Source organism: Streptomyces sp. NPDC002958 (assembly GCF_055563255.1).
Genome location: NZ_JBVHDS010000001.1, coordinates 432,950 through 456,684 on the forward strand (window position 1 = coordinate 432,950; position 23,735 = coordinate 456,684).

Sequence of the window (23,735 nt, forward strand, 5' to 3'; positions counted from 1 at the left end):
AGATCGGTTCCATACCTGAGACAATGGGTTTCATGGCCTCTGAACGCCCCCGCGTGCTCTCCGGAATCCAGCCCACCGCAGGCTCGTTCCACCTCGGCAACTACCTCGGTGCGGTCCGCCAGTGGGTGGCGCTGCAGGAATCCCATGACGCCTTCTACATGGTCGTGGACCTGCACGCGATCACCATTCCGCAGGACCCCGCACAGCTGCGCGCGAACACCCGGCTCGCCGTCGCCCAGCTCCTCGCCGCCGGTCTCGACCCGGAGCACTGCACGCTCTTCGTCCAGAGCCATGTCCCCGAGCACGCCCAGCTCGGCTGGATCATGAACTGCCTCACCGGCTTCGGCGAGGCGTCCCGCATGACGCAGTTCAAGGACAAGTCCGCCAAGCAGGGCGCCGACCGCACCACGGTCGGTCTCTTCACGTACCCGATGCTGATGGTCGCCGACATCCTGCTGTACCAGGCCGACCAGGTCCCGGTCGGCGAGGACCAGCGCCAGCACCTGGAGCTGACCCGTAACCTCGCCGAGCGGTTCAACGGCAGCTACGGCGACACGTTCACGGTGCCGGACCCGTACATCCTCAAGGAGACGGCGAAGATCTACGACCTTCAGGACCCGTCGTCGAAGATGAGCAAGTCGGCGGCCACCCCGAAGGGCCTGATCAACCTTCTCGACGAGCCGAAGGCCACCGCCAAGAAGGTCAAGAGCGCGGTCACCGACACCGACACGGTCATCCGCTTCGACCGGGCGGAGAAGCCGGGTGTCAGCAACCTGCTGACCATTTACTCCACGCTGACCGAAACCGGTATCGCGGAACTGGAGCAGAAGTACGAGGGCAAGGGCTACGGTGCGCTCAAGACCGACCTCGCCGAGGTCATGGTCGACTTCGTCACACCGTTCCGCACCCGCACCCAGGAATACCTGGACGACCCGGAGACGCTGGACTCGATCCTGGCCAAGGGAGCGGAGAAGGCCCGTGCCGTCGCGGCCGAGACCCTGGCCCGGACGTACGACCGGATGGGCTTTCTGCCCGCGAAGCACTGAGGCCAAGGACCCTGGCGGCTTCGCGGCCGCAGGGGTCACACTGGCGGCGGGATGTTGACCTGGTGGATGGCCGAGAACAGGCCATCGGCCATCGAGGATGGGAGAACGACGTGGGGACCGTAACGCTCGGCGTTTCGATCGCGGTCCCGGAGCCCTACGGCAGCCTGCTCCAGGAGCGGCGCGCGAGCTTCGGGGATCCTGCCGCGTATGGCATTCCCACCCACGTCACCCTTCTCCCGCCGACCGAGGCCGAGGCGGCCGACCTGCCCGCGATCGAGGCGCATCTCGCCCAGATCGCGACGGGCGGCCGCCCCTTCCCGATGCGGCTGTCCGGCACGGGGACCTTCCGTCCCCTCTCGCCGGTCGTCTTCGTCCAGGTCGTCGAAGGGGCGTCGGCCTGCGCATGGCTGCAGAAGCGGGTCCGGGACGCCTCCGGGCCGCTGGTGCGCGAGCTCCAGTTCCCGTACCACCCGCATGTGACCGTGGCGCACGACATTGCCGAGCAGGCGATGGACCGGGCGTACGAGGAGCTCTCCGGCTACGAGGCCGCCTGGACCTGTGGTTCCTTCGCGCTGTACGAGCAGGGTTCGGACAGCGTCTGGCGCAAGATCAATGAGTTCCCGTTCGGTGCCGGGGGCGGCGCGCCCGCCGTGCCCGCGCAGGGCGGTTCCTCCGTGGACGAGCCCTCTCTCCAGCCCTGAGCGCTCCAGGCCCTCCAGGCCCTCCAGGCCCTCCGAGCGCTCCGAGCGCTCCGAGAGCCCCTTTCGCTCGCTGAGCCCCCGGCGCCGGGGGCTCAGACCGGCAGGCGCCGGAACAGCGGGCGCGGTACATGCCGCAGTGCCGACATCACTGCGCGCAGTGACCCGGGCACCCACACCGTCTCCGAACGCCGCCGCAATCCGGTCACGATCGCCTCCGCGACGGCATCCGGAGTCGTCGCGAGAGGCGACTCCTCCAGGGGGCCCGCAGTGAACCGTGCCGCAGTGAACCGTGCCGCAGTGAACCGTGCCGCAGTGAACCGTGCCGCAGTGAACCGTGCCGCAGTGAACCGTGCCGCAGTGAACCGTGCCGTGCCGTGCCGTGGCGTGGCGTGCCGGGCCGTCGCGGGTCGGGCCGTCGTTTCCGGTCGTACGACCCCGGGGCGTACGACCATCACATGCACCCCCGTGCCGTGCAGCGCGTCACCCAGCCCCTGCGCGAACGCGTCCAGGCCCGCCTTGCTGGACCCGTAGATGAAGTCGGCCCGGCGGGCGCGTTCGCCCGCCACCGAGGAAAGCACCACCAGCGATCCGTGCCCCTGTGCCTGGAGTGCGCCGGCGCACACCAGCCCGGCGGAGACGGCCCCCGTGTAGTTGGTCTGGGCGACCCGGACCGCGGAGAGCGGCTCCTCCTCGTCACGTTCCTGGTCGCCCGCGATGCCGAAGGCGAGGAGCACCATGTCGATGTCGCCCTCGGTGAAGACCTTGCCGAGGGCGGTCTCGTGGGACTCGGAGTCGAGGGCGTCGAAGTCGACCGTACGGACGTCGGCGCCACGCGCGCGGAGTTCGGCGGCGGCCGAGTCGAGTGCGGGGGAGGGGCGACCGGCCAGCCAGACCGTACGGGTACGGCGTGCGATCAGCCGGCGTGCCGTGGCGAGAGCGATCTCCGATGTGCCACCGAGAACGAGCAGGGACTGCGGGGCACCGAAGGCGTCCTTCACGGAAACACTCCTTGCAGATGAGGGCGGGTGAGAGCGGGCGGGGGCGGAAAACCGCGGCGGTCAGAGCGACAGACGGCGCGACAGATCCGAGCGGAACGCTCCGTTCGGGTCCAGCTCGGCGCGCAGCGACCGGAATTCGGCCAGCCGCGGGTACATCGCGGCCAGCATCTCCGGCCGCAGCCGGGAGTCCTTCGCCAGGCAGACCCGGCCGCCGGCCCCCGCCACTTCCTCGTCCAGCGAGTCCAGGAACCCGGCCAGGCCCGGCAGGGTGGCCGGCAGGTCCAGGGCGAGCGTCCAGCCGGGCATCGGGAACGACAGCCAGCCCGGGTCGCCCGCGCCGAACCGTTTGAGCACGGCGAGGAACGACGGGCAGTGCCGCTGCGAGATCCGGTGCACGATCCTGCGCAGCGCCTCCTCCTGGCCGTGCCCGACGACGAACTGGTACCGCACGGATCCGCGGCGGCCGGGGGCCCGGTTCCTGTGCGGCAGGCCGTCCAGGGGGTGGAAGAACGTGGACAGCTTCTGGTGTTCGCCGATGCGGTACTTGGGGGCGCTGCGGTACCGGAGCTCGTTGAAGAGGGCGACGGAGGTACGGCCGAGCCGCCCTTCCGGTACGAGGGCGGGTGCGGCCGGCAGTTGTCCCGGGCGGAACGCCAGCGGTGTGCGCCGGGCGCGCGCCGGGAGCGCGTACCGGGGTAGGTGCTCCCCCCGGGTGAGTACGGAGCGCCCCGTCGCCCGGCCCCGGGCGAGGAGATCGATCCAGGCGGCCGAGTAGCGGTAGCGATGGTCTCCGGCGGAGAGCCTGGCCAGCAGGTCGTCCAGGTCGACGGCCCGCTCGGTGTCGACCGACATCCAGGAGCTGGTGACGTGGTGGAGCCGAATCGTGGCCGAGAGGATCACACCCGTCAGACCCAGCCCGCCCGCGGTCGCGTCGAAGAGATCGGTGCCGGGCCGGACCGTACGGATCCCGCCCTCGGCGGTCAGCAGCTCCAGCTCCTGAACGTGCCGGGAGAAGGAGCCGGAGAAGTGATGGTTGTGGCCGTGGATGTCGGCGCCGATCGCGCCGCCCACGGTGACATAGCGGGTGGTCGGTGTGACGGGGACGAACCAGCCCAGCGGCAGTAGTACTTCCATCAGCCGGTGCAGGCTGACTCCGGCGTCGCAGACCACCAGGCCGCTTCCGGCGTCGATGGTGCGGATCCGGTTCAGTGCGGTCATGTCGAGGACGGAGCCGCCCGCGTTCTGTGCCGCGTCGCCGTGGGCCCGGCCGAGGCCCCGGGCGATGGAGCCGCGGGGTCCGCAGCCGCGTACGGTCGCGGCCGCCTCCTCGTACGAACGGGGGCGAAAGCGCAGAGCGGTCGTCGGGGCGGTACGGCCCCAGCCGGTCAGGGACACGGTGTCGACAGACATGATGGTGACCGTATCGCCCGAGAAAACCCTTTCGAGGGATTTGTTACAACACTCACTGATATGGGTGATTGAAGAAGTGTCAACCCGTACAGCAGTGAAGGGGATGCCGGTTTTCGGTGCCGGGAGGGTAGTCGTATCGTCATGGACTGGCTGAAAAACCTCCCTGTCATCGGGCCGATCGTCTCCCGGCTGATGGCGACGCACGCCTGGCGCTCGTACGAAACGCTGGAACGGGTCCACTGGACCAGGCTCGCCGCCGCGATCACCTTCATCAGCTTCCTGGCACTCTTCCCACTGATCGCGCTCGGTGCGGCGATCGGTGCCGCGCTGCTCTCCGCCGAGCAGCTCAACAAGATCGAGAACAAGATCGCCGAGCAGGTGCCGGGCATCTCCGACCAGCTCGGCATCAGCGATCTGGTGGCCCACGCGGGCACGGTCGGGTTGGTCGCCGGTGCGGTGCTGCTCTTCACCGGCATCGGGTGGATCGGTGCGATGCGGGACTGTCTGCGCGCCGTCTGGGGCATGGACGACATCGATCAGGGCAATCCGGTCATCCGTAAACTCAAGGACGCCGGGCTGCTGTTCGGTCTCGGCGGGGCGGCGCTGGCGACTCTCGTCGTTTCCTCGGCCGGCTCCGTCGCCGTCGGCTGGACCGCCGGTCTGCTGGGCATCTCGGACCGCGGCGCGGGTGGTGTGGTGCTGCAGGTGGCGGCGATGGTCGTGGCGGCCCTCGCCGACTTCCTGCTGCTGCTCTATCTGCTGACGCTGCTGCCCGGCGTCGAACCCCCGCGGCGCAGGCTGCTGGTCGCCGGGGTGATCGGAGCGGTCGGCTTCGAGCTGCTCAAGCTGCTGCTCGGCAGCTATATGAAGGACGTTGCGTCGAAAAGCATGTACGGCGCCTTCGGGGTGCCGATCGCGCTGCTGCTGTGGATCAACTTCACGGCAAGGCTGCTGCTGTTCTGCGCCGCCTGGACGGCGACGCAGAACGGCAAGGACATTGAGAAGGACTCCGCGGCCGTCAGCGACGAGGAAGGCGGCGCATCAGGTCCGGCAGCGGCCAGCGCCGGTTGACCAGGAACACCCCGCCGGCCAGCAGCACCAGGACGCCTCCGGCGATCCCCAGCGCGACCCCGACGCCCCCGCCGCCCCCGTTGTCGGCAGCGGCCTCGGCGGTGTGCGAGGGGCCGTTCCTGCCCTCGCTCTTCCCTTGTGCCGCCGCGGGACCCTTCCCGGTCCCGGTTCCTGTGTCGGCGGACTTCGGGGGTACCAGCTCGCCGACCGGGGTTACTTTGCCGCTCGCGTCGAAGCCCCAGTCGAAGAGGCTCGCGGCCTCCTTGTAGACGGCGTTGAGCTTCTTGGACGACGGGTTCATGACGGTGACGAGCAGCACCTTGCCGTCACGTTCGGCGACACCGGTGAAGGTGTTGCCCGCGTGCGTGGTGTAGCCGTTCTTGACGCCCGCGACGCCCTTGTACGGGTCGACGCCGTCCGCACCGGTGAGCAGCCGGTTGGTGTTCTGGATGGCGAAGCTCTCGCGCTTCCCGTCTTTCTCTGCGCCGGGGAACTCGGCCGTGGCCGTCGAGCAGTACTCCCGGAAGTCAGCCTTCTGCAGCCCGCTGCGGGCGAAGAGCGTCAGGTCGTACGCGCTGGAGACCTGATCGGGCGCGTCGTATCCGTCGGGCGACACCACCTTCGTGTCGAGTGCCTGCAACTCCTCGGCGTGCGCCTGCATGTCGGCGACGGTCTTGGGGACACCCCCGTACATCTCGGACAGCACATGCACCGCGTCATTGCCCGAACGCAGGAACACCCCGAGCCACAGGTCGTGGACCGTGTAACTGAGGTCTTCCTTGATGCCGACCAGGCTGCTGCCCTCGCCGAGATCCGCGAGATCCTTCTTCTGCACCGTGTACGTACGGGTCTTCGGCTGGAGCCCGGGCATCACGGTGTCCGCGAAGAGCATCTTCAGGGTGGAGGCGGGGGGCAGCCGCCAGTGCGGGTTGTGCGCGGCGAGGACCTGGCCGTTCTCCGCGTCCGCGACGATCCAGGACCTGCCCGTGAGGTCCTTGGGCAGTACCGGCGCACCGGCCCCCAGCTTGACCTGCGTACCGGTCCGGCCCAGCAGTTCGCCACCGACCTGGGACATACCGGAGGGTGGTTTCGGCCGGTTGTCGGAAGTGTGCTTGTCGACCGCCGATGCCGGACTGGCGACAAAAGTGGACAACAAGGCGGCAGATGCGACCGTCAATGCGATCTTCTTCAGAGCAGGCACGGTCGGCAACGTACAGGGCAAAGGTGTGGATGTGGATACGAACGGCTTGACCCGCCGTGCGTACCGCCGGGACAGCCCACCCCGGGCGTGTCCGTCGGAGCGCGGCGGCGATACTGGATCCATGAAGCTCAGCCGCCCCGTCTCCTGGTTCCTGCTCGCTTTCGGGGTGTGGAGCTGGTTCATCTGGGTCACTTTCGTCAAAAACCTATGGAAGGACGGCAGTGGACTCGCCTTCGACGACGCGGGTGACCCGACTGCGTACTTCTGGGTGCATCTGCTGCTCGCCATCACGTCCTTTCTCCTGGGGACGGCGGTTGGTGTGATCGGGTTCCGCGGGGTCAGGGCCCTGCGTCGCGAACGTGCATAACAGGCCGTACGAAGGGTGGGGGGAGCGCACGTGGCAGTGGCCGGTTTCGCACTGACGGCGGTCGTGGTGCTCGCGCTGCTCGCCGGCGTGCACCGCTATCTGTGGCGCCGCTTCGTCGGTGACACGACGGCCGAGGGCAGCTTCCTGCGCCGGACCGGCACGGTGGCCGCGTACCTTCTGCCGCTGCTGAGCATCGGCGCTCTGGTCTCCGGCCGCACGGGTGCGCCCTTCTGGCTCCAGCGGATGCTGGCCTGGCCGGGCTACCTGTGGCTGGCCGCGCTGCTGTATCTGACGCTGGCCCTGCTGGTGGGGGAGGCGGTGCGGCCGATTCTGCGACGGGCGCTCGCGCGTCGCGCGGGCCGCGCTGAAAGTGTGGAGGGTGCGGGCGTCGGCGCGGCGTCGACGGGCGGCGCAAGCGGTGCGGATCGACAATATGGGGCGAATACCCCGGGTCTGTCCCCGGTTGCGGAAGCGCCCGCGGTGAAGCTTTCCGGCAACGATGTCCTCACCGCCGATGCCTCCACCGGCGGTACCTCTGCCATCGGCGCCTCTGCCGCCGGTACCTCCAGCGCCGGCACTCTCGTGGCTGAAGCCACTGCCCCGCCCCGCCCCGCCGCCCCCACGCGCCGCCTGTTCGTCGCGCGGGCCGTCGGGGGCGCCGCCGCCGTCGCCGGGCTCGGCACGGTCGGTTACGGCACGTACGGTGTCCTGCGCGGGCCGCGGGTCGAGCGGATCACCGTCCCGCTCGCCAAACTGCCCCGCTCCGCGCACGGCTTCCGGATCGCTGTCGTCAGCGACATCCATCTCGGCCCGGTTCTCGGCCGCGCCCACACCCAGCGGATCGTCGACACCATCAACCGGACCCAGCCGGATCTGGTCGCCGTCGTCGGGGACCTCGTCGACGGAACCGTCGCCGACCTCGGCCCGGCCGCCCAGCCGCTCGCGCGGCTGAATGCCCGTCACGGCAGCTTCTTCGTCACAGGCAATCACGAGTACTACTCCGGGGCCGCCCAATGGGTTGATCAAGTACGGGAATTGGGGCTTCACCCCTTGGAGAATGCCCGGGTCGAGATCGACGGATTCGATCTGGCGGGCGTCAACGACATCGCCGGGGAGAGCGAGGGGCAGGGGCCCGACTTCGCTCGCGCGCTCGGTGACCGGGACCGTACCCGCGCCGCCGTCCTCCTCGCCCACCAGCCCGTCGTCATCCACGACGCCGTCGCCCACGGCGTGGACCTCCAGCTCTCCGGCCACACCCACGGGGGGCAGCTCTGGCCGGGCAACTTCATCGCCGGGCTGGCCAATCCCACGGTCGCCGGGCTCGACCGCTACGGCGACACCCAGCTCTACGTCTCGCGCGGCGCGGGCGCCTGGGGGCCGCCCGTACGGGTCGGCGCACCCTCCGACATCACCGTCGTGGAACTCGCCTCCCGGCAGGCCTGACCCTCCATCGACGGTCTGTCAGGGACCTTGCGTATCCCCAAGGTTTCAAGTGCCGAACAAAAGGCTATGAGTCCCAGATTTGCTCTTCCAGATGTGAAAATCGTGTGATTGGCTGAGCGCGAGCATGTGGTGCTTTGCGTATCTGAGCGCAGCGCCGAGGTGGGGCTGGTAAGGGAGAGCACGGCAATGCGGTCGATCCGGCTACGGATTCTCGCGATTCTCGCGATTTTGGTCATCGCAGGCGTCGGCGCCTGGCAGCTGCTTCCCTCGGAGGAGGTGAACAATGACCCGGTCGCGGTCGGTACCACGGACGAAGTCACCTCGCTCGACCCGGCGGGTGCGTACGACGCCGGTTCCTGGGCGATGTACAGCAACGTCTATCAGTCCCTCCTGACGTTCAGGCCCGGGGCGACCGTCCCCGAGCCCGACGCCGCCGAGAGCTGCGGGTTCATCGGCCAGAAGCTCCAGACGTACCAGTGCAAGCTGCGGGACGATCTGTTCTTCTCCAACGGTCGCAAGATCACCGCCGACGATGTCAAGTACTCCATCGAGCGCATCTTGAGGATCAAGACGGATGTCGGTCCGTCGGTGCTGTTCCCGAGCCTCAAGAACGTGGTGGCCGAGGGCCGCACCGTCACTTTCAACCTCTCCTCGCGCGATGCGACCTTCCCGCAGAAGCTCGCCACGGGAGCCGGTTCGATCGTCGATCGCGAGTCGTACCCGCCGAACAAGCTCCGGGCCGGGAACACGGTCGACGGCTCGGGGCCGTACGTCCTGGAGTCGTACCGGCCGGGCGTCTCCGCCGAGTTGGTCCCCAATCCCCGGTACAAGGGTGCGCTGAAGAAGACCGGTGTCCCGGTCACCGTGCACTACTACGACGAGTCGGACGCACTCCTGGCGGCCTGGGAGGCCGGACAGCTCGATGTCACGCACCGCCAGCTGCCGCCGACCGCGCTCACCGAGCTGAACCCCGGCGACCCCGACCTGCGCGTCACCGAAGTGGAAAGCGCCGAGATCCGCAATCTCGTCTTCAACGTCCGCGAAGGCGCTCCGCTCGCCAACAAGAAGGTCCGGCAGGCCATCGCGTCGATCATCGACCGCGGGCCGCTGGTGACCGATGTCTACAAGGGCACGGTCGAACCGCTCTACTCGCTGATCCCGCAGGGCTACATCGGGCACAGCACACCGTTCTTCGACGCCTACCCCTCGCCCGACCCCGAGCGCGCCGAGAAGCTGATGGAGGAAGCCGGCGTGCAGACGCCGCTGCCGATCACCTTCGCCTACCGCGGCGGCGACGAGGCGTACGAGAAGGAGACCGCGGAGCTGCGTCGCCAGCTGGAGGCGGACGGGCTGTTCGAGGTCACGGTCAAGTCCGTCGAATGGCAGAAGCTCCAGAAGGAGTACGCGGCCGGCAAGTATGACGCGTACGCCGTCGGCTGGCTCCCCGACTACCCGGACCCCGACACCTTCAGCCAGCCGCTGGTCGGTCACAACAACAGCCTCCACAACGGCTACTCCAGCAAGAAGATGGACGAACTGATCAGCTCCACGCAGCAGTACAGCGACCGCAGCCGTACCTCGGCGGCCTTCAAGGAGCTCCAGGAGCTGGTCGGTGAGGACGTGCCCCTCGTGCCGCTGTGGCAGAAGAAGGACTACGTCGTCAGCACGGCCGATGTCTCCGGTTCGCAGTACCTCTCGGACGGCACCGGCGTCTGGCGGCTGTGGGAACTGAAGCGGATCTGACGGTCCGCCGCGCCGGACCCGGCGCACACGACACGATCCGGAGGGGGCGGTCGTCCCGGCACTGCCGGAACGACCGCCCCTCCTGCTGTTGCGCCTAGGGCCAATACCAGTGACTTTGGCGTCCGGCAGCGCCTCTGTGCACGACGTTTTCGCACGTCAGAGCCGTCAAAGGCACGCTAATTCACTGGTGTTGCGCCTAGGGCCGACGTTTCGCGGCGCCGGGAAGGAACTCCTCCAGCACCTCGTGAATCTGCCGCACCAGCGGTCGCAGCACCCGGAACCGGGACATTGCGATGGCGCGGGCTCCGATCGGGGTGGCGCGCTCGACCAGGCGGCGGCTGCGTTCGGCGTGCTCCGTCCGGTCGTACACCCAGTAGAGCACCAGGCCCATCTGCATCAGCCACATCAACTGCGGCAGCAGTTCGGCCAGTTCGGGGTCGGTCTTGGCGTCGGAGCCGGCCAGGCACCGCCGGTGGATGGAAATGGCCGCCTCGCGGGCCGCGACCGAGTCCGCCGAGAACGGGCTGAGCGGACTCTCCGGGTCGGCGGCGTTCTTGAAGAACTGGGCGGCGAAGCGGCGGTACGGCTCCGCCACGTCCAGCCACGTCAGCAGGACCCCGCGCATCCGCACCGCGAGGTCCTTGTCGCCGTCCAGGACCGGCTGGACCGCCGCTTCGTGCTCGGCGGCGAGCCGGTCGTAGAAGCCCTGGACGAGGTGTTCCTTGTTCGTGAAGTAGTAGTAGGCGTTCCCGACGGAGACGCCGGCCTCCTGGGCGATGGCCCGCATCGTCGTCTTGTCGTATCCGCGTTCCTGGAACAGCCGGAGCGCGGTTTCAAGGATGAGCGTGCGGGTCTGCTCGCTCTTGGGAACCTTGACTTCCTTCACGGCCTTCGCTTCCTTCACCACAGCCCCGAGGGTATCCGCCGCGGTCAGCCTTCAGGCCCAAGGACCGTACGGGCGCCGTCCCCCTCGCCGCACGGTGTCGCGGTCTGAGAGCGGTACGTCGCGGCGGCGAGCACGGTCGCCCGGTCGGGTGGCCCGCCGGGGTGGTCAGCCAGTGGGACCCGGGCCCGGGCCGGTGTCCGGTCAGCGCCCAGAGACGGACGATCCAGGCGGAGGTCCCGCGGCAGGTGCCCCGGCGGCTCGTTCCCCCTGCTTGCCGGGTGCCCCGAAGCGTCGTACGCCCGGCACCGCGGCCGTCGCCAGACAGGTCGCGCCGACCGCTACCGCAGCGGCGGCCAGGGGGACTTCGGCGCCCCAGGCCGATGCGGCGAGCGGGGCCAGGGCGTAGCCGAGCGGCATCGCGCCGAGGGAGAGCAGCCAGTCGTACGAGGTGACACGGGCCAGGGCGTGCGCCGGTACGGCGGACTGGACCGAGGTCGCCCAGACCGGGTTCAGGAAGCCGAGGCCGGCCTGGGCGACGCCGTACGCCGCGATGGTCACGGCGGCGGGCGCGTGGGCGGCGAGGAGGCCGAGCGGGACGGCGTACGTGGCGAGGCCCAGGTTGGCGATCAGGACCGGGCGGCGGGGGCAGGCCCGGCCGGCCAGCAGGGAGCCGAGGAGCAGGCCGACCGCGCCGGTCTGGAGGAGGGCGACCCAGACGCCCTTGCCGCCCAGCTCCCGGACGAAGAGCGCCGGACCCACGGTCATCAGGACGGCTGCCGCGCCGTTCCAGACGGCGTGGGCGATCAGGCTCGTCCAGTACCAGTCGCGGCTCCGGACCTCGCTCCAGCCCTCCCTGAGGTCGGCGAGCAGAGAGCGTCGGGGGATGGGTACGTGACGGACTTTCATGACGGACAGCAGCGCGGCGCTCACCGCGAAGCTCGCGCCGTCCAGTACGAAGGCCCAGCCCGGGCCCGCGGTGAGGATCAGGGCTCCGGCGAGGGCCGGACCGCCGAGCCGGGTCGCGCTGTTGACCACCGCCATCAGTGAGTTGGCGCGCAGCAGCCCCGACTCCGCCACGGTGCCGCGGATCAGCGGGGACACGGTCGGCATCGCGAACGCCCCGGCGGCGCCGCCGATCGCCTCGGCGACCGCGATCTGCCAGAGCGCGGGGGAGCCGCCGAGTAACTCCGCGCCGACGAAGAGCTGGGTCACGCACCGTACGAGATCAGTGGTGAGCGCGACTGTACGGGCGTTGAAGCGGTCACCGACGACGCCGCCCAGTGGCAGCAGGAGCAGTTTGGGGACCATCGCACAGCCCAGGACCAGGGCGAGCGCGCCGGTCGAGCCGGTGGCCAGATAGACGGCCAGGGAGAGGGCGGTGGGGATGGCGGCGTCGCCGAGGAGGGAGAGGGTGCGTCCGATGAAGAGCAGGCGGAAGGCGCGGGTGCGCAAGGGATGCGGCATGCGCGCAACCTATTTCGGTACCAAACTATTCGTCAACGAAATATCTGGTATCGAATCGCAGTCGGGGGCCGGGCGTACGCTTTCCCCATGGAACGACGCGACTGGACCGACGGACATGTGGAGCGCTGGAAGCCCGTCCTTCCCGACCTCGATCCCGATGTCGAGGGCGCGGTGATTCGTATGAAGAGGCTGTCCGTCCATCTGCGCCGGGTGCGTGAACAGTCCCTGGTCGACTTCGACCTGGACCGCCAGGAGTTCGACACGATCCACAAGCTGGCCGGACGCGGCGGGACGGCCACCCCCTCCGAGCTCGCCGCCGACCTCGACCTCGCGCCCGCCTCCGTCACGGGCCGTCTGGACGCGCTCGAACGGCGCGGCTTCATCCGTCGTACGCCCTCCACCACCGACCGCCGACGGGTCGATGTGGAGCTCACCGACGAGGGACGCTCGACCTGGCTGGGTGCGATGGACGTCCTCGGCCACGAGGAGTACCGGCTGCTCGGCGTCCTCGACAAGGACGAACGCACACTGCTCAACGACATGCTGCGGCGCATCATGGTGGTCGCCGAGGACCGGGGCGACGCTTCCTGGGAATGAGGCGCCGGGCTCTCGGTCCATTCCGCCGGCTCGGCCTGCCTCGAAGGCTTCGCCGGCTTCGTCGTCAGGGTCTCTGCCCACGTTGTCGGAGCCGGAGGGTTCTTGCCGGCTACCCGGCCGCAGATGGTGGCCCTTGACCGGGCTGAGGCCGGGGGCGATCCGCCCGTTCGGCAGCACGATGTCCCGGCCCCGGGCCCGGTTGACCCCGCCGAGCTCGCACACCGGCCCGGCGTACGCCTGGAGCCGGTCACGATCCAGCGCGACGACGGTGACGGAGTGATGGAGGCGCGGTGTCCCTGCGGATCGTCAGATGCTCATCGCGCGGGCCGTGTTGAGCTGCGCCATCACCATGGGGAAGGTCTCCGGGCCGGTCGCCGGGATCACCGTCGAGTGGTGCCTGCCGCCGCTGGTCACCGAGACCTGGATGAAGCCGGTCGTCTTCTTCTCCTTCATCAGGAGGAAGAGCAGACCGACCAGACAGAGCAGCGCGAAGACGATCGCGAGGACGATCGCGACCGTCGGGATCTTCTCCTCGGTGCGCGACAGGTCCGTGGCCGTCCACACCGCACCCTTGAGAGGCATCGGGCCGGCCGGCGTCACGATCTGGTCGTTCATGACGGTGATGTCACCGAACGTCAGCATCGGCACACCACCACCGGGCGGTGCGCCCAGCTGCTGCGGATAGCCGTAACCGGGCATGGCCGGCTGGGTCGCCTGGCCCGGCGGGTAGCCGTAGCCGGGGCCGGGCTGGGTCGCGGACTCGGGCAGTTGCTGCGGGTATCCGTAGGCCGGAGTGCCCGCGCCGGGGTGGCCGTGCCCCTGGCCGTCCGCGACGGTGGGCGGATTGCCCGGCTGCTGGGGAGGCCCCCACTTGTATGAGTCGTCCGCGTACGGATTCGGATCGCTCAACGTTCCCCGCTTTCGATCAAGCCAGTGCGCCCCGCGCCTTGCTGCGCCGGAGGCGGCGAACCGGTGTCAGGTTCCGCATGACCGTACCGTCAAGACCCCGACGGCGCAGCAAGAGGCCCCGCCTTTCCGCAGCGTTTCTGCGGAAGGACGGGGCCCCGGATGCGACCGGTGTGCCGGTGGCGGTCAGAAGCGGCGCGTGATCAGCGCCCGCTTGACCTCCTGGATCGCCTTGGTGACCTCGATGCCACGCGGGCAGGCGTCCGTGCAGTTGAAGGTGGTGCGGCAACGCCACACACCATCACGGTCGTTGAGGATCTCCAGGCGCTGCTCGCCGGCCTCGTCGCGCGAGTCGAAGATGAAGCGGTGCGCGTTGACGATCGCCGCCGGGCCGAAGTACTGGCCGTCGTTCCAGAACACCGGGCACGAGGACGTGCACGCGGCGCACAGGATGCACTTGGTGGTGTCGTCGAAGCGCTCGCGGTCCTCGGCGGACTGCAGACGCTCGCGCGTCGGCTCGTTGCCCTTGGTGACGAGGAAGGGCATGACATCGCGGTACGCCTGGAAGAACGGGTCCATGTCGACCACGAGGTCCTTGAGGACCGTGAGGCCCTTGATGGCCTCGACCGTGATCGGCTGCTCCGGGTTGATGTCCTTGATCAGCGTCTTGCAGGCGAGCCTGTTCTTGCCGTTGATCCGCATCGCGTCGGAGCCGCAGATGCCGTGCGCGCAGGAGCGGCGGAAGGTCAGCGAACCGTCCATCTCCCACTTGATCTTGTGAAGGGCGTCGAGCACACGCTCCTTCGGGTCGATCGAGATCTGGAAGTCCTGCCACTGGGCCTCGTCGGAGACCTCGGGGTTGAAGCGGCGGATCCGGAAGGTGACCGTGATGTACGGGGAGGACGCCGAGGGACCGGTCTCGACCTTGTCCAGAGTCGGGGTTGCCATCAGTACTTACGCTCCATCGGCTGGTAGCGGGTCTGGACGACCGGCTTGTAGTCGAGCCGGATCGACTCGGCGCCGTCGGCCGCGACCTCGCGGTACGCCATGGTGTGGCGCATGAAGTTGACGTCGTCGCGGTTCGGGTAGTCCTCGCGGTAGTGACCGCCGCGGGACTCCTTGCGGGCCAGCGCGGAGGTCGCCATGACCTCGGCCAGGTCGAGCAGGTTGCCCAGCTCGATGGCCTCCAGAAGATCCGTGTTGAACCGCTTGCCCTTGTCCTGGATGGACACATTGAGGTAGCGCTTGCGCAGCTCGGCGATCTTGTCGACGGCCGTCTTGATGGTCTGCTCGGTGCGGAACACCATCACATTGGCGTCCATGCACTCCTGCAGTTCGAGACGGATCGTCGAGACCCGCTCGGTGCCCGTCGAGTTGCGCAGCCGCTCGATCTGCTCCTCGACCATCTGGGCCGGGTTCTCGGGAAGGTCGACGAAGTCGTTCTTCGCGGAGTACTCGGCGGCGCCGATGCCGCAGCGGCGCCCGAAGACGTTGATGTCGAGCAGCGAGTTGGTGCCCAGACGGTTGGCGCCGTGCACGGAGACACACGCGACCTCGCCGGCGGCGTACAGGCCCGGGACGACGGTGGTGTTGTCGGCCAGCACCTCGCCCTCGACGTTGGTCGGGATGCCGCCCATGGCGTAGTGCGCGGTCGGCTGGATCGGAATCGGGTCCGTGTAGGGCTCGATGCCGAGGTACGTCCGCGCGAACTCGGTGATGTCCGGGAGCTTGGCGTCCAGCTGCTCCGGCGGCAGGTGCGTGAGGTCGAGGTAGACGTGGTCGCCCTCGGGACCACAACCGCGGCCCTCACGGATCTCCGTGTAGATGGAGCGGGACACGACGTCACGGGACGCGAGGTCCTTCATGACGGGCGCGTACTTCTCCATGAAGCGCTCGCCGTCCTTGTTGCGGAGGATGCCGCCCTCACCGCGGGCGCCCTCCGTCAGCAGGATGCCCATGCGCCAGATGCCCGTCGGGTGGAACTGGAAGAACTCCATGTCCTCCAGCGGCAGGCCGCGGCGCCAGGCGGCGGCCTGGCCGTCACCGGTCAGGGTGTGCGCGTTCGACGTCACCTTGAAGAACTTGCCGGTGCCGCCGGAGGCGAAGATGATCGACTTCGCCTGGAAGACGTGGATCTCGCCGGTCGCCAGCTCGTAGGCGACGACGCCCGAGGACTTCTTGACTCCGTCGACCTCCTGGAGCAGGAGGTCCAGAACGTAGAACTCGTTGAAGAACTCCACACCCTCCTTGACGCAGTTCTGGTACAGCGTCTGGAGGATCATGTGGCCGGTGCGGTCCGAGGCGTAGCAGGACCGGCGGACCGGGGCCTCGCCGTGGTTACGGCTGTGGCCGCCGAAGCGACGCTGGTCGATACGGCCCTCGGGCGTGCGGTTGAACGGCAGGCCCATCTTCTCCAGGTCGAGAACGGAGTCGATGGCCTCCTTCGCCAGGATCTCGGCGGCGTCCTGGTCGACCAGGTAGTCGCCGCCCTTGATCGTGTCGAAGGTGTGCCACTCCCAGTTGTCCTCTTCCACGTTGGCGAGCGCGGCGGCCATGCCGCCCTGCGCGGCGCCCGTGTGGGAGCGGGTCGGGTACAGCTTCGTGAGCACGGCGGTACGGCTGCGCTTCGTGGACTCGATGGCCGCGCGCATACCGGCGCCGCCGGCGCCGACGATGACGGTGTCGTACTTGTGGATCTGCATGATTTCCTCTGGTCCCTCTGCCCGGCGCCTAGCGGATGTTCGGGTCGAAGGTGAAGATCACCAGCGTGCCCAGCAGGACGGTGAACACCGTGGCGGTGTACAGCAGCATCTTCAGCCAGAAGCGGGTGTTGTCCCGTTCGGCGTAGTCGTTGATGACCGTACGGAGGCCGTTGGCGCCGTGCAGCATGGCCAGCCACAGCATCGCCAGGTCCCAGACCTGCCAGAACGGCGAGGCCCAGCGGCCCGCCACGAAGGCGAAGCCGATCTTGGAGACGCCGCCGTCCAGCACCAGCTGGATCAGGAGGTGGCCCAGGACCAGGACGACCAGGACGATGCCCGACAGGCGCATGAAGAGCCAGGCGTACATCTCGAAGTTGGTGCGCGAAGCCTTGGGGGTCTTGCCGGTCCGCTTGCGCGGCGGCTCGATGACCGGGGCCGGGTGGTCGACGTCGTAGAGGCTGACGCCCTCGACGGAGCCGATCGCGGCGGAGGACTCGGTGGACATTGGCCTCAGCTCCCGAAGACTTCGCGTACGGCGTGGCCGAGAACGGGGTACAGGGCCCCGACCATCAGCACGACCCAGACACCCACGACGGACCAGAGCATCTGCTTCTGGTAGCGCGGGCCCTTGGCCCAGAAGTCCACGGCGACGATGCGGAGACCGTTCAGCGCGTGGAAGAGAATGGCGGCCACCAGGCCGTATTCGAGGAGCGCGACAATCGGCGTCTTGTACGTGGCCACGACGTCGTCGTAGGCCTCGGGGGAGACGCGGACGAGAGCGGTGTCCAGGACGTGCACGAACAGGAAGAAGAAAATGAGGACACCGGTGACTCGATGAGCCACCCAGGACCACATGCCTTCCCGGCCGCGGTACAGCGTTCCAGCCGGCACGGAAAAACCCTCCGGGAGCGGGGATTGGGGCCGGCCGGCTTGACTGTCGGTCTGACCCGGCCGGGTACGGTCCACCGGCCCCGGCCATCGTAGCGACGCTTTGTCGGTTCGTCCGCGCGGGGGCCTCTGGTGTGATCAAAGTGGCAATCAAACTGCCACGGACGGGCTAGAACGGACCGGTGGGGACCGGCTGACCGACCCCGTTCCGTTATGAACCCGATATCAGCTCGATAATGCGGCCCCGGGCGAGTCGCCGCATCTCGTCGGCGGTGACCACCCGTTCCTGGTCGGGGTCGTGGCCCAGTCTGGTCCGGATTCCGGCGAGCACCTGGTCCGGCTGTTCGGCGGGCTCGAATCCGTCCAGGCAGATCACGAACACATGGCCGAAGCGGCACTCGTACGCGGCGTGCGCCGCCCGCAACGCGAGATGGGCGGAGTGCGGCGCGGCGTGGTGCAGCCCGGGGGAGACCTCGGCGGCCAGTGCCTCGGCGAGATCCGGCGGGGGCAGGTCGTAGCCCGCCTCGTCGGCGGCCAGCAGCGCGTCCAGGTCGGGGTACGGGCGGTGGGCGGCCAGTCGCTGCGCCCAGCGGTGGCTGCCGCAGCAGTCCAGCAGGGCGGCCTCGGCCTCGGCGGATGGTGCGGTGTTGAAGCGGTCGAGGCCCGGGGCGCGGGCCGGGCCCTGTGCCGGTGCGGAGTTCTGTACGGGTACGGCCGTCGGGGTGGCCGGTTGCCGCAGTCGCTTCGGGAGGCCGGCGTGGGACTCGCTGGACCTGGGCAGCGTGGGCTCCTGGAATCAACGGCATCCGTGAGCCTGGGCTGTGGGGGTGGTGGAACCAGGCGGATGCGGGGTGAAGGGAGGTAAGCAGAGTGAAGGGAGGGACGAATGTGCCTCAAAGCTAGCGAGGCTGGGCAACAGTCGTCCGACAGATGCGCGAACTTCACCCGGACGGGAGAGTTTCGGACCGTCCGATGGACCGCATTCCGAGGAGAATGACCGTTTATCTCGTTATTCGCCCCTTCTTCTCCCTTATGTCGGAGGTTTCTGACCGATGTCGCCCTCACGCGGCGCGCTCGTGGCCGGTGCGGTCCTCACCGCGGCGGCCGCCGTGGCGATCGCCGTCGTCGTCTGGCCGGAGAGCTCCGACAGCGGACGCACGGGGGAGTCGGGTTCCCGTACTCCCCCGCGCTCCCCGGCCGCCCCCTCGCCGACCCGGAGCTACCCGCTCTCCGCCCCGCCCCGCACCATCCCCGCCGTACGCGAGCACATCGCCGCCCGCGGCCCCGGCTGGCGACCGGGCCCGGCCGCCGGGGTCGTGATCGCCGACGGCAGCGGGACGCTCGCGGACGAGGGGCAGCTGCTGGCAAAGGAGCTGAAGATCCACTACCGGGGTGCCGTCCCCGCCCGCGCGGGCGACGTGGAACTGGCCCTCACCCCGGGCAAGGGCACCCCCGAGTCGTACACCCTCGCCACCCACGACGGACGGGTCAGGATCAGCGGACCCGACGAGGCCGGTGTCTTCTACGGGACCCGCACCCTGAAACAGTCGGTGCGCGCCGACGGCGAAATGCCCGAGGGCGAGGTGCGCGACCGCCCGGACCGGCCGCAGCGCGGACTCAACCTCGACATCGCGCGCAAGTACTACACCGTCGCCTGGATCGAGGACCGGCTGCGCGAGATGGCCGACCTCAAGCTCAACCAGCTCGGCCTGCACTTCTCCGACGACCAGGCATTCCGCATCCAGTCCGACACCCACCCCGAAGTGGTGTCGCCGCAGCACCTCACCAAGGCACAGGTGCGGCAGATCCTCGGCCTCGCGGACCGACTGCACATCGAGGTCGTCCCCGAGCTCGACTCCCCGGGCCATCTGGGCGCGGTCCTGCAGGCCCACCCCGACCTCCAGCTGCGCAATGTGTCCGGTGTGCGCTCGCCCGGATCGATCGACATCTCCAACCCGGGAGCGGCGAAGCTCATCGACGAGCTCCTCGTCGAGTTCACCGGGCTGTTCGGCGGCCCGTACTGGCATCTCGGCGCCGACGAGTACCTTGCGCTGATGGCCCAGGACCCGGCCGCCTCGTATCCGCAGCTGCAACGCGCCGCCCAGCAGAGGTTCGGACCACAGGCCGGCATCAAGGACCTCGCCACCGGCTGGCTCAACGACCGGGCGGCGGTGGTGCGCCCGCGCGGCAAGCAGCCCAAGGCATGGAACGACGGTTTCTTCCGCGACGGAGTCGTCCACGCCGACAAGGACATCGAGGTCGAGTACTGGACGGGCAGGGAGTACGGCGCCCGGCTGCCGGAGGAGTACCTGGCTGAGGGACGGCGCGTGGTGAACCTCAACGACGAGTTCCTCTATTACGTACTCGGCCAGCCCAACAACTTCATCTACCCGACGGGCAAGCGGATCTACGAACAATGGACCCCGCTCGTCCTGCGCGGCACCCAGCCGGTCCCGGCGCGCTACTCCGGCCAGATCCTCGGCGGCCGGTTCGCGGTCTGGGGCGACCTGCCGGAGGCGCAGACCCCGGCGCAGGTGGCGCAGGGCATCAGGATGCCGCTGCGGGCGACCGCCCAGAAGCTGTGGGACCCGGGCAAACCGGCGCTGAGCTGGAATCAGTTCCAGGCGCTGGCCGCGCGGATCGACGGGGAGGGCTGAGCGAGGCGGGCCGGACTCCCTGCTGCCGGCGGTCGTCGCCGTGGCGTATCTGCTCGCCGTGGCAGCGGGGCTGAACATCCGCAGCCGATGTCGTGCCGGGCCCGCGGCCGTGCCTGACCCGAGGGCCTCCGCACAAGGCAGGAGCCCCTCGGGTCAGGCCGAGGGGCTCCAGCATGTGTGCGAATGAGGCAAGCGGCCCGGGTGCTACGGGGCCAGGGTCAGCCCGATCCGGATCCCGGTGGGTGAACCGAGCGCCGTCACCCCGTAGTACAGGCCGGTGTCGGGCTTGATGCCCGAGGCGCTGGTGTTGTCGAGTTGCAGGACCGTGCCGTTGTTGGCGTCCTCACCGTCCGCGCCGATCGCGATGTCGGCTCGGCTGTATCCGGAGAGGTCGGTGAGCGATACCGACGAGCCGAGCCGGTCGTTCGACTCGGTGGAGCCGGGGATGCCCGTCGTGTCCTGGCTGTATCCGACGGCCCCGGTGCCGGTGGGACCGGTGGCGGAGCCGCGGATCAGGAAGACCTGGCCGGCGTTGCTCCGGTTCACGTCGCTGCGGGTGAGGTCCTCGCCGGGCGCGCCGGTGAGGATGTCGCCGAACCCGTCGAGATTGACGTCGCCGATGGAGACGGACGCCCCCATGTCGTCACCGGTCTCGCCGCCGCCCGGTACACCGGTGGTGTCCTGGTGGACCGTCTTGCGGCCGGTCGACGTCAGACCGGTGGCCGAGCCGAAGACCGCGGTGACGGCGCCGCCCTTGGCCGTGTGCCCGGACTCGGTGGCGGAGGGCTGGCCGACCGCGAGGTCGGTGGCGCCGTCGCCGTTGATGTCACCGGCGGCCAGCGAGCGTCCGCCGCGGGCGTCGAGGATGCCCACCCGCTGCAGTCCGGTGGCGGATCCCTTCAGCCACAGCAGCCGTCCGATGCCGCCCGGGTCGCGGTAGTTGACGGCGGCGTCCGCGTAGCCGTCCTTGTTGAAGTCGCCGGTGACCGCGGCCGCGTAGCTCACGGCAGCGGTGTACGCGGCGGTGTTCAGGTAACCGGATTTGGCCGCGCCGGTCTTGCCGTCCCAGGCCCACCAACGCCCCGGCTTACCCGGTGCGACGGAGAAGATGTCGGCCTTGCCGTCGGCGTTGAAGTCGCCCGAGGTGACCGTCGTACCGAGCTTCTCGCCGCCGATCCGGCTGGATTCGGTGACCGAGTACCCCTTGCCGGTCGTGAGGCCGGGGCCGTACATCACGGCGACCGTGCCGTTGTCGGCCTGCGAGAAGTCCTCGCCCGGCGAGCCGATGACCAGGTCCGCGTACCCGTCGCCGTTCACATCGCCCCAGGCGTTGGACGACCCGAACAGGTCACCCGCCTCGGAGCCGCCGGGCACGCCCGCGCTGCTCTGGTCCAGCGTCCGCTTCGCGGCCGAGCCCGGGCCGTCCTCGGTGCCGGGCAGCACGGTGACGCGGCCCGCGCTGCTCGCCGCTTTCGGGAGACCGACGACCAGATCGGTGATGCCGTCCCGGTTGAAGTCGGCGGTCGGGATCGCGGCGTTGCGGGTGCCGTTGGTCGCGTACGTACGGATCGCACCGAGCTTGGTGTACAGGTTCGCGCCCGGGCACGCCGTGGCGAACCCGTCGCGGTGTCCGGCGATGCTGTTGAACGTGACGTCACCGGCGGGCTCGGTGTTGCCGTCCGCGTCGGTGACGAGGCGGGTCAGCGTCACCTTGGAGGTGGGGCTGACGCCGTACTGGCCGAGCTTCCAGGCGGCGACCCGGGCAGCGGACTGCAGGGCGGCCTGGGACGGCTTGCCGGTTTCGAAGTTGCCGAGCAGCGATATGCCGGTCGAGTACGCGTTGAAGCCGTAGGTGTGGGCACCCTTGACCGGGAGGTCGGCGCCGCCGCCGCGGCCCTCGAAGATCTGGCCGCACTTGTCGACCAGGAAGTTGTAGCCGAGGTCGTTCCAGCCGTCGGTCTTCACGTGGTACGTCATGATCGCGCGGACCATGGCGGCGGAGTCGGCGCAGCTGTAGTTGTTCGTGTCGACGGTGTGGTGGATGTAGACCGCCCGCACCTTGTCGATGTACTCGGGCGGGCTCTCGACCAGAGACTCGTCGGCGCCCCACTGGGCGCGGCTGATGATCGGCGGCCGGTTGACGGTCGACGGCGGCGCGGTCGGTACGGTCGCCGTCGGCTCCGGGGTGGGCGAGGCGGTGGCCGTCTCGGTGGCCGTGGCCGTGGCCGTCGGCGTCGCGGCGTCCGTGGGTGTCGCGGTGTCGGTCGGTGCGGCCGACTCCGTGGGCGCACCCGTCGGCGTGTCGGTCGTGCTCGTCGCCGACGGACTCGCGGTCTCCTCCGCGGCGAAGGCGGCGTTGTCCATGGAGTCCGGAGCGACGGCGGCCGCCGGGTTACGGGACTCGGACTTGCTGACGCCCGGATCCACCATGTGGAGCTTGAGCCCCTTCGGCAGCGCTTTTTTCGAGTCGACCTTCACCTGTACGGCGTTCGAGGCGCCGACCCACAACGGCTCGGTTGCCTGCCGCGCGCTCGCACGCTCGCGTCCGTCCGGCCCGTCGGCGGACCACTCCAGTCCCCGCCAGGGCGACCACTTCCCGGTCTCTGCGTCCCTGGTTCGCACCTGCGCGGTGCTGTCCCGCTGAGCCGCCCCGTCCCAGCCGATGCCCACCAGCGAGAACGGCTCGGTGGTCGTGGCCGGCAGCGTCCGTTCGGTGGCCGTACCCCCGCCCAGCGCGAGTGACCGCAGCTTCGCCGGACGCTCCGCCGGACCCTTGGGACCGGCAGGGCTGTCGGACGGATTGGCGATGGCGACCGTCACCACGCCCGCCCCGCCGAGAACCACGGCACCGACGGTCAGCCAGGCGCGGCGCTTCAGGCTCATCGGTCTGTATGCATGCGAACTGCGTGGGCTCAAATGCCCCACCCCTCAAGTGAGTCCAATTTTGCGGAAGTTCAACGGGCCCCACCCGTCGCACAGGCGGCCCGGGTTACCCAGCGAAGCCCAGGGCTCAAACGTCACACCGATTTCCGCAAAAGTGACGCGCATCACAGAAGGCCGGGGCCGGTGCGGGGCTCACCCGGACGCGGGGAGTTCGCCGCTGCAAGTGGCCCGACCGTAGGCGCCCGTGGCCAGAGTGGACTGGACGTGCCGGCCGCGGATGGCCAGGGCGCAGGTGCCGGTGCCGCCCTTCGCGCCGAGGACGATGCTGACCAGGGGGTTTTTCCCCAGCGGCACGGGGACGGTCGCGCGCCAGGGCAGCCGTGCGTTCTGGACCGTGACCGAGCTGTGGTCGCCGCCGTGTCGGACGTACGAGATGTCGGCAGTGCCCTCGCCGGTGACCTCATAGGTGACATCGGCGGTCGGGACGGCGCGCGGTGCCGGCCTCTCCTCGGTGTCGAGGATGCCGTACGTCACCAGGCCGGTGCAGGCCAGCAGTAGCGCTCCGGCCGCTGCGATACCGCGGCGGTCGATCGGGTTCTTTTTTCTGTTTTCGCTGTCCACCGATGCTCCCGACAGAGATTGGAATCAAGGAAATAGGTCCGTCTATACAGGGCCTGGAGCGAAGGAATCCAACCCTTTCGCAAAAGGGGCAAATTGCCGCCCGGTTGGTCCGGAGGTGATGGCATGCGGGAACGTATGCCCAGTTCAAGGC

The 23,735-nt window shown here is 69.2% G+C and carries 20 protein-coding genes and 2 pseudogenes; 8 read left to right on the plus strand and 14 right to left on the minus strand.

Going from position 1 to position 23,735, the window contains the following annotated elements:
- The first annotated feature begins 32 nt into the window (after positions 1-32).
- Positions 33-1,046, plus strand: a complete 1,014-nt coding sequence (gene trpS, locus ACZ3IC_RS02060) for a tryptophan--tRNA ligase (protein WP_467411618.1) — start codon at positions 33-35, stop codon at positions 1,044-1,046.
- A 110-nt stretch (positions 1,047-1,156) separates the two neighbouring features.
- Positions 1,157-1,747, plus strand: a complete 591-nt coding sequence (locus ACZ3IC_RS02065) for a 2'-5' RNA ligase family protein (RefSeq protein ID WP_467411620.1) — start codon at positions 1,157-1,159, stop codon at positions 1,745-1,747.
- A 92-nt stretch (positions 1,748-1,839) separates the two neighbouring features.
- Here ACZ3IC_RS02065 and ACZ3IC_RS02070 read toward each other — a convergent pair.
- The 3 genes and pseudogenes from ACZ3IC_RS02070 to ACZ3IC_RS02080 all read right to left on the minus strand — a co-directional run.
- Positions 1,840-2,025: pseudogene (locus tag ACZ3IC_RS02070) on the minus strand (decaprenylphospho-beta-D-erythro-pentofuranosid-2-ulose 2-reductase); the annotation flags it as partial.
- A 147-nt stretch (positions 2,026-2,172) separates the two neighbouring features.
- A pseudogene (locus tag ACZ3IC_RS02075) lies at positions 2,173-2,745 on the minus strand (SDR family NAD(P)-dependent oxidoreductase); the annotation flags it as partial.
- Between the two features lie 60 nt (positions 2,746-2,805).
- Positions 2,806-4,155 carry an FAD-binding protein gene (locus ACZ3IC_RS02080; RefSeq protein WP_467411622.1) on the minus strand — a complete coding sequence of 450 codons (1,350 nt, stop codon included), beginning with the start codon at positions 4,153-4,155 and terminating at the stop codon, positions 2,806-2,808.
- 141 nt (positions 4,156-4,296) lie between these two features.
- Here ACZ3IC_RS02080 and ACZ3IC_RS02085 point away from each other — a divergent pair, with 141 nt between their 5' ends.
- Complete coding sequence (locus ACZ3IC_RS02085) at positions 4,297-5,226, plus strand: YihY/virulence factor BrkB family protein (RefSeq protein ID WP_467411623.1); 930 nt, start codon at positions 4,297-4,299, stop codon at positions 5,224-5,226.
- Here the strand turns inward: ACZ3IC_RS02085 and ACZ3IC_RS02090 are convergent.
- A complete protein-coding gene (locus tag ACZ3IC_RS02090; RefSeq protein WP_467411625.1) occupies positions 5,174-6,427 on the minus strand; it encodes a D-alanyl-D-alanine carboxypeptidase family protein in 1,254 nt (417 codons plus the stop codon). The genes ACZ3IC_RS02085 and ACZ3IC_RS02090 overlap by 53 nt on opposite strands.
- Positions 6,428-6,548: 121 nt before the next feature.
- On the opposite strand from ACZ3IC_RS02090, the gene ACZ3IC_RS02095 reads away from it, so the two are divergent.
- From ACZ3IC_RS02095 to ACZ3IC_RS02105, 3 genes are all read left to right on the plus strand, one after another.
- The gene (locus ACZ3IC_RS02095) at positions 6,549-6,794 is read left to right on the plus strand and encodes an SCO4848 family membrane protein (protein ID WP_384452198.1); all 246 of its coding nucleotides are present in this window, start codon (positions 6,549-6,551) and stop codon (positions 6,792-6,794) included.
- A gap of 30 nt (positions 6,795-6,824) precedes the next feature.
- Complete coding sequence (locus ACZ3IC_RS02100; RefSeq protein WP_467411627.1) at positions 6,825-8,237, plus strand: metallophosphoesterase; 1,413 nt, start codon at positions 6,825-6,827, stop codon at positions 8,235-8,237.
- A gap of 186 nt (positions 8,238-8,423) precedes the next feature.
- Positions 8,424-9,980 (plus strand): ABC transporter substrate-binding protein, encoded by a 1,557-nt coding sequence (locus tag ACZ3IC_RS02105; protein WP_467412093.1) that lies wholly within the window; start codon positions 8,424-8,426, stop codon positions 9,978-9,980.
- A gap of 196 nt (positions 9,981-10,176) precedes the next feature.
- Here the strand turns inward: ACZ3IC_RS02105 and ACZ3IC_RS02110 are convergent, their stop codons facing one another.
- Positions 10,177-10,887 (minus strand): TetR/AcrR family transcriptional regulator, encoded by a 711-nt coding sequence (locus ACZ3IC_RS02110; protein WP_467411628.1) that lies wholly within the window; start codon positions 10,885-10,887, stop codon positions 10,177-10,179.
- 180 nt (positions 10,888-11,067) lie between these two features.
- Positions 11,068-12,330, minus strand: coding sequence for an MFS transporter (locus tag ACZ3IC_RS02115; RefSeq protein ID WP_467411629.1), 1,263 nt, complete (start codon positions 12,328-12,330; stop codon positions 11,068-11,070).
- A gap of 87 nt (positions 12,331-12,417) precedes the next feature.
- On the opposite strand from ACZ3IC_RS02115, the gene ACZ3IC_RS02120 reads away from it, so the two are divergent.
- Complete coding sequence (locus ACZ3IC_RS02120; RefSeq protein WP_467411631.1) at positions 12,418-12,927, plus strand: MarR family winged helix-turn-helix transcriptional regulator; 510 nt, start codon at positions 12,418-12,420, stop codon at positions 12,925-12,927.
- Between the two features lie 306 nt (positions 12,928-13,233).
- On the opposite strand, the gene ACZ3IC_RS02125 is transcribed toward ACZ3IC_RS02120, so the two are convergent.
- The 6 genes from ACZ3IC_RS02125 to ACZ3IC_RS02150 all read right to left on the minus strand — a co-directional run bounded on the left by ACZ3IC_RS02125 (position 13,234) and on the right by ACZ3IC_RS02150 (position 18,162).
- Positions 13,234-13,836, minus strand: coding sequence for a hypothetical protein (locus ACZ3IC_RS02125; protein WP_467411632.1), 603 nt, complete (start codon positions 13,834-13,836; stop codon positions 13,234-13,236).
- Between the two features lie 183 nt (positions 13,837-14,019).
- Positions 14,020-14,781 carry a succinate dehydrogenase iron-sulfur subunit gene (locus ACZ3IC_RS02130; RefSeq protein WP_467411634.1) on the minus strand — a complete coding sequence of 254 codons (762 nt, stop codon included), beginning with the start codon at positions 14,779-14,781 and terminating at the stop codon, positions 14,020-14,022.
- Complete coding sequence (gene sdhA, locus ACZ3IC_RS02135) at positions 14,781-16,535, minus strand: succinate dehydrogenase flavoprotein subunit (protein ID WP_467411635.1); 1,755 nt, start codon at positions 16,533-16,535, stop codon at positions 14,781-14,783. Before sdhA ends, ACZ3IC_RS02130 begins: the two co-directional genes overlap by 1 nt.
- A 28-nt stretch (positions 16,536-16,563) precedes the next feature.
- Positions 16,564-17,040, minus strand: coding sequence for a succinate dehydrogenase hydrophobic membrane anchor subunit (locus ACZ3IC_RS02140; protein WP_351202296.1), 477 nt, complete (start codon positions 17,038-17,040; stop codon positions 16,564-16,566).
- Positions 17,041-17,045: 5 nt separating this feature from the next.
- Positions 17,046-17,426, minus strand: a complete 381-nt coding sequence (sdhC, locus tag ACZ3IC_RS02145; RefSeq protein ID WP_093900148.1) for a succinate dehydrogenase, cytochrome b556 subunit — start codon at positions 17,424-17,426, stop codon at positions 17,046-17,048.
- A 208-nt stretch (positions 17,427-17,634) separates the two neighbouring features.
- Complete coding sequence (locus ACZ3IC_RS02150; RefSeq protein WP_467412094.1) at positions 17,635-18,162, minus strand: 2-oxo-4-hydroxy-4-carboxy-5-ureidoimidazoline decarboxylase; 528 nt, start codon at positions 18,160-18,162, stop codon at positions 17,635-17,637.
- Positions 18,163-18,475: 313 nt separating this feature from the next.
- Between ACZ3IC_RS02150 and ACZ3IC_RS02155 the strand changes: the two genes are divergently transcribed.
- Positions 18,476-20,080, plus strand: a complete 1,605-nt coding sequence (locus tag ACZ3IC_RS02155) for a beta-N-acetylhexosaminidase (protein ID WP_467411639.1) — start codon at positions 18,476-18,478, stop codon at positions 20,078-20,080.
- Positions 20,081-20,284: 204 nt separating this feature from the next.
- On the opposite strand, the gene ACZ3IC_RS02160 is transcribed toward ACZ3IC_RS02155, so the two are convergent.
- Positions 20,285-22,963 (minus strand): FG-GAP-like repeat-containing protein, encoded by a 2,679-nt coding sequence (locus tag ACZ3IC_RS02160; RefSeq protein ID WP_467411642.1) that lies wholly within the window; start codon positions 22,961-22,963, stop codon positions 20,285-20,287.
- A gap of 192 nt (positions 22,964-23,155) precedes the next feature.
- A complete protein-coding gene (locus ACZ3IC_RS02165; RefSeq protein WP_467411643.1) occupies positions 23,156-23,584 on the minus strand; it encodes a hypothetical protein in 429 nt (142 codons plus the stop codon).
- Positions 23,585-23,735 lie beyond the last annotated feature (151 nt).

Bases quoted from the DNA above. Each gene is read 5' to 3' on its own strand.
- trpS (WP_467411618.1), top strand. From the start codon at position 33: ATGGCCTCTGAACGCCCCCGCGTGCTCTCCGGAATCCAGCCCACCGCA.
- ACZ3IC_RS02080 (WP_467411622.1), bottom strand. From the start codon at position 4,155: ATGTCTGTCGACACCGTGTCCCTGACCGGCTGGGGCCGTACCGCCCCG.
- ACZ3IC_RS02085 (WP_467411623.1), top strand. From the start codon at position 4,297: ATGGACTGGCTGAAAAACCTCCCTGTCATCGGGCCGATCGTCTCCCGG.
- ACZ3IC_RS02095 (WP_384452198.1), top strand. From the start codon at position 6,549: ATGAAGCTCAGCCGCCCCGTCTCCTGGTTCCTGCTCGCTTTCGGGGTG.
- ACZ3IC_RS02105 (WP_467412093.1), top strand. From the start codon at position 8,424: ATGCGGTCGATCCGGCTACGGATTCTCGCGATTCTCGCGATTTTGGTC.
- ACZ3IC_RS02115 (WP_467411629.1), bottom strand. From the start codon at position 12,330: ATGCCGCATCCCTTGCGCACCCGCGCCTTCCGCCTGCTCTTCATCGGA.
- ACZ3IC_RS02120 (WP_467411631.1), top strand. From the start codon at position 12,418: ATGGAACGACGCGACTGGACCGACGGACATGTGGAGCGCTGGAAGCCC.
- ACZ3IC_RS02130 (WP_467411634.1), bottom strand. From the start codon at position 14,781: ATGGCAACCCCGACTCTGGACAAGGTCGAGACCGGTCCCTCGGCGTCC.
- sdhA (WP_467411635.1), bottom strand. From the start codon at position 16,535: ATGCAGATCCACAAGTACGACACCGTCATCGTCGGCGCCGGCGGCGCC.
- ACZ3IC_RS02140 (WP_351202296.1), bottom strand. From the start codon at position 17,040: ATGTCCACCGAGTCCTCCGCCGCGATCGGCTCCGTCGAGGGCGTCAGC.
- ACZ3IC_RS02155 (WP_467411639.1), top strand. From the start codon at position 18,476: ATGTCGCCCTCACGCGGCGCGCTCGTGGCCGGTGCGGTCCTCACCGCG.
- ACZ3IC_RS02160 (WP_467411642.1), bottom strand. From the start codon at position 22,963: ATGAGCCTGAAGCGCCGCGCCTGGCTGACCGTCGGTGCCGTGGTTCTC.